Raw genomic sequence first — 5046 nt, 5'->3', positions numbered from 1 at the left:
TTCCCACTAGGAGACTGAATATTCAGTCTTCTAGTGGGAAACAGATAAATGAATTTATTATCAAATAAAGCATAATCTGAGGATACTCTATAGAACCTTACACAAAATTCTTGACGTTACCAATAATTCTCCCCTATCTTTTAATTCATGTGGTATATTTGGTGATTCATTATAAAATAAAAGACAGATGTACCATTAAAAAGCCTGATACAGATTCGTTGTTTCATTCCTTATTAACATTCCTTATTATTGCAGCACAGCAGCATCTGTCCTGAACAAAGGGTATATACGCTTTGTTACAGCCCAGCTACTTTATACTATTGGATTGTTTGTTTTATTTAAATTTCTTTTTGTTTAAGTAAAAACACAAAATGTTGATTTAAAGGATAATCCCCATGAATTAAGGATTGTCCTTTTTTATTTAAAAAATTTAATGTTGAGTTTGATGTCGAATGAGAAATGAATACTAGATGATTAGCGATTTTTTACCCAAAGACGAATATAAAAACAAAAAATAAACAATGAATCATAAAGACTCTCAATGCCAAAGTTTTTAAGATGAAAAATCGTTTATTGAAATAAAAGCCTACCCCGGTTTTGTCCATAGTTAGTTCTAGTTTAATAAGATTTTCTATTGAGATTTAACTAAGTTGTTCCATGACTTCTTGAATTTAATTCTTGTTTTTGCCATATCTTAATTTCAAACTTAACTTTCTTATATAAATTACTGATAACCGATTATATGGGCTATTAATATAAACATTGCGCCAAGAACATACTGAATAATGATCAGCGGCCAAATCCATCTTACCCATTTAATCCACGATATACCTGCCAATGCTAAGCCGGCCATGAAATACCCTGAGATCGGGGTAAAGATATTGGAAATTCCATCCCCAAACTGAAAGGCTAAAACCGTTGTCTGTCTAGTCACATGTACCAAATCGGATAGCGGTGTCATAATGGGCATTGTTAAAGCAGCTTGTCCGCTTCCCGATGGAACAATGTAATTGATCAAGCATTGAACGATATACATTCCAATTGCTGATAACTCTGATGGTAAAGAGCCGACTGCACTTGCAAGAGAGTATAAAATCGTATCCATGATATTTCCTTCTTGGAGGATCACTAAAATACCGTAGGCAACTCCAACAACAAGTGCCCCTAGTACGAGTACTTGGCAGCCGTTAATAAAAGATTCAGCCATTTTACTAAAGGACATCTTTGAAATTAAACCAATAGCTATCCCCATGAGTATGAATAGTCCCGAGATCTCAGTGAGATACCAACCAAATTTTATTACTCCAATTGCTAATGTAATTAGTGCGATGACCAGAATTGCAAATGCTGCTTTATGTCTGGTGTAAACCCTACTTGTTCCTGATTTCCTAAACAATAATTCATAATAAGATTTCATCAGAATGCAGTATAAAGATGATACTGGAATCCGAATCCTGAAAATCAGTTTAAAAAAGGAATGTTAATCTTGAAGATAAAGATAAATGGGATTTTAGAATGGCTAGTTGAAATGACAGTGAAATTTAGAAGAGCCTTTGGAAAACGGGTAAAACCATGAGCTTTGAATAGGATACATATTACTTAGAAACGTATTAAAATGCATGTATATTCAAAGTTTGCTTTAGGAACTACCCACCAATTGATCCTCCAAGGGGCAAGGATTTTTGAATATATTTATCGTAACTTTGTCCATTTTGATTACAAGAACTGCTTGTTCTTTTTCTAGAAAGGTTCGGTGGATTCACTTAATTAAAAAAGCATCGACTATTCTGCTGTCGATGCTTTTTCCATTTGCTTTTGCTGTTTATATTGTTGATGTTTTAAACCCCATTCATGCATACTTACTAAAATTGGTTCTAAAGTTCTTCCGTAATCCGTTATCGAATACTCAACTTTTGGAGGCACTTGTGGATAGACAACACGATCAATGATATATTCTTCCTCCAACTCTCTCAAATGCTTCGTTAACATCTTTTGTGTGATATCCGGGATACTGCGTTTCAATTCACTGAACCGCATTGTCCCATTTTTTAATAAATATAATAAAATAATCGGTTTCCATTTTCCCACGATAATATCGAGAGCGTCATCAACTTGACATAATTCAGGTTCAAAATTCAATTGCACTCACCTTCCAATAGTATCTTTTTGTATACTATAGCACTTTAAAGTACGTACTTCTCGGTTTCTTCATTACTAATTATAATAGCATTACGAACAGGATATTGGAAGGGGGGATTTCAAGAGAGAAACATTCATTGTTCAAGTATGGAACTGAATGAATAGACCGACCTGAAGGATCAAATTGAAATTTTTCATTATAAAGAAGTGAATAATATAAAGATGCAATGATGGTGAGTAGTTTACAACTAATAATAGAAAAAATTTTTTTCAATATAAACGCTATACCATTAAAAATTTATTGTCCAACTTAACCATGGAATTTTTCCTCATAAAAAAGTGGTTGAAATTCGTAAGAAAAGCAATGAGATAAAATAAAATGAAAGAAGGTTAATTGAAATGGGAATGGAAAAGTATCGAATTGATGAAAGGAAAGGACTTGAATTTGGAATATATACATTAGGAGATCATATCCCGAATCCAGCAACAGGAGAACGTATTTCAGCACAAGAAAGAATTCATCAGATCATAGAATTTGCAAAACTAGCGGAGCAGGCCGGTATTGATTTCTTCAGTGTTGGTGAAAGTCATCAGGAGTATTTTACAACCCAGGCACACTCTGTAGTAATTGCTGCAATTGCACAAGCGACAGAGAAAATAAAAATTGGTAGTTCAGCAACCATTGTCAGCACAGCAGATCCAGTTCGCGTGTATGAAGATTTTGCGACAATTGATTTGATTTCAAATGGTCGTACGGAGATCATTGCAGGTCGGGCATCACGTGTAGGTGTGTTCGAATTATTAGGCTACAATCTCCGCGATTATGAAGAATTATTTGAAGAAAAATTTGAACTGTTATTAAAAATAAATGAAGAAGAAGTTGTCAATTGGAATGGAAAATTTCGTGCACCATTAAGAAATGCTAAAGTAATTCCACGCCCATTAGAAGGATGGATGCCGATTTGGCGTGCGGTTGGTGGACCACCAGCAAGTGCCATTAAAGCTGGGCTTCAAGGTGTACCTATCTATTTAGCTGCTTTAGGTGGACCGGCATCAACATTCAAAATTTCTGTTGATGCTTATCGAGAAGCTTTAAAACAAGCTGGTCATAATCCAAAAGATTTCCCAATCTCAACAGCCGGTTTCTTTTATGTAGCGGAAACAACTCAACAGGCACAAAGAGAAGCATATCCTCATATTAACCTTGGAATGCAGATGACTAACGGTCGCGGCTACCCGAAACAACAATTTGCTCAAGGTGCTGATACACGTGACGTTATGAATATTGGCAGCCCACAACAAGTGATCGAAAAAATTCTATATCAATATGAAATGTTTGGACATCAGCGTTATATCGCACAAATAGATCTTGGTGGTATGCCATTTGATAAGTTAATGAAAAACATTGAATGGATTGGAAATGAAATATTACCTGCAGTTAAGAAATATACAGCTAAAAGTAAGGAGGAACAAAAATGAAAATCGTTGGACTATCTGGTTCAAAAGTAGGGTCAAAGACAAGAACGGCTATGGATTATACGATAAAAGAAATTCAAGAACAATATCCTGAGGTTGAAGTGACCTTAATTGATTTAGCAGATTATGATGTCCAGTTTAGTGATGGTCGCGACTATAGGGAATATGAAGGCGATACAAAGTTTGTGGCTGAAACCATTATGGATGCAGATGCGATCATCATCGGTACCCCGATTTTTCAAGCATCCATCCCAGCAACTTTAAAGAATATTTTTGATCTACTACCTGAAAAAGCATTTCGTGATAAGGTTGTCAGCATGATTGCGACAGCTGGATCACCCAAGCATTATTTGATAGTAGAACAACAGCTAAAACCAATCTTATCTTATATGAAGGCACAAGTAGTTCAAACTTATGTGTTTATAGAAGAAAAAGATTTTTATCGTAAGGAAATTGTAAATGATGATATTCTCTTCAGAATCCAACGTTTAGTAGAAGATACGGTAGTATTAACCGAGACCTATACTCAAATTCGGAAGGCAAAAGAGGAACAGTACGGTTTCTAACGACCATTGTAGCGTCAAACACGTTATAGAGTTATGGACAAAAGCAAATGGAGAGGGAAACCCAACTAGAACAACTCATCATAATTCTTACGTACTAAATTTTCGTTTTACCGGTTCTATAAATTGAAAACGAACCGTCTAGTAACATTCAACAGTTTTTTTACAGTTTCAACACTTAGTCATTTTCCCCCCACGTCATTTTTATTTGGCAAGGGGGAATCTTTTATTCCTAGAAGAGTATTACAAATGTTTCTAAAAAAATTAAACTGTTAACGAATTATGATGTATTTATTTTACATTAGGCTCTGTTAAAGTTAGTTGTATCCATCACCAAAGAAGAGAAGTAACAATGACTGACTTGATTATTAGAATTACAGGGCGTTTATCACATAATTCAGAAACTTATGATATAATCCTATTTAACACAGCCTTGTTTAATCGTGTTAGGAAAGAAGTGAGCTTATGTTTTTGTTGAGGTACCCATTTACTCGATATACAATTTTTTGTATGGTGATTTTAATATTGTAATTTTTGGATTGTTTAGGGGTGTTAACATTTTTTATTCTAGGTGCAGGATTTTCTATTTTAGAAAGCTATTTAACTAAAAAAGACTTTGATAAAGAGATAGGGAATAAGTTTATTGATTATGGATGGATTGTCATGTTACTTATAACATTAGCAATTGTTTTGTTTTATAAATTGGGATAAGAATATGCATCTAAACCAACGAGTAGCCGACTAAGTGTGAGCGTCAAGTAAAATGTTACAGTTTTTGATAAATTATTTTTTACACTTTTGATGATTCAAAAATAGAGGTTCTATGTTTCATTCGATAACTATCACCATTTAAGTGAATTATCTCAGC

4 protein-coding genes are annotated in these 5046 nt (G+C 34.2%); 2 read left to right on the top strand and 2 right to left on the bottom strand.

Annotation, left to right across the window (positions count from 1 at the left end; all coding sequences use genetic code 11):
- Positions 1 to 724: 724 nt before the first annotated feature.
- Both OEV82_RS15835 and OEV82_RS15830 read right to left on the bottom strand, forming a co-directional pair.
- Complete coding sequence (locus tag OEV82_RS15835) at positions 725 to 1417, bottom strand: AbgT family transporter (protein ID WP_263062417.1); 693 nt, start codon at positions 1415 to 1417, stop codon at positions 725 to 727.
- Positions 1418 to 1782: 365 nt separating this feature from the next.
- The gene (locus OEV82_RS15830) at positions 1783 to 2139 is read right to left on the bottom strand and encodes a winged helix-turn-helix transcriptional regulator (protein ID WP_263062416.1); all 357 of its coding nucleotides are present in this window, start codon (positions 2137 to 2139) and stop codon (positions 1783 to 1785) included.
- Positions 2140 to 2544: 405 nt separating this feature from the next.
- On the opposite strand from OEV82_RS15830, the gene OEV82_RS15825 reads away from it, so the two are divergent.
- Together OEV82_RS15825 and OEV82_RS15820 are read left to right on the top strand one after the other, a co-directional pair.
- Positions 2545 to 3618, top strand: a complete 1074-nt coding sequence (locus OEV82_RS15825; protein WP_263062418.1) for an LLM class flavin-dependent oxidoreductase — start codon at positions 2545 to 2547, stop codon at positions 3616 to 3618.
- Positions 3615 to 4181: an NADPH-dependent FMN reductase gene (locus tag OEV82_RS15820; RefSeq protein ID WP_263062415.1), complete on the top strand. Its 567-nt coding sequence runs from the start codon at positions 3615 to 3617 to the stop codon at positions 4179 to 4181. Before OEV82_RS15825 ends, OEV82_RS15820 begins: the two co-directional genes overlap by 4 nt.
- Positions 4182 to 5046 lie beyond the last annotated feature (865 nt).

The organism is Pallidibacillus thermolactis, assembly GCF_025660415.1.
Lineage (GTDB): Bacteria > Bacillota > Bacilli > Bacillales > Caldibacillaceae > Pallidibacillus > Pallidibacillus thermolactis.
This window is presented reverse-complemented; position numbering and strand designations above follow the sequence as displayed.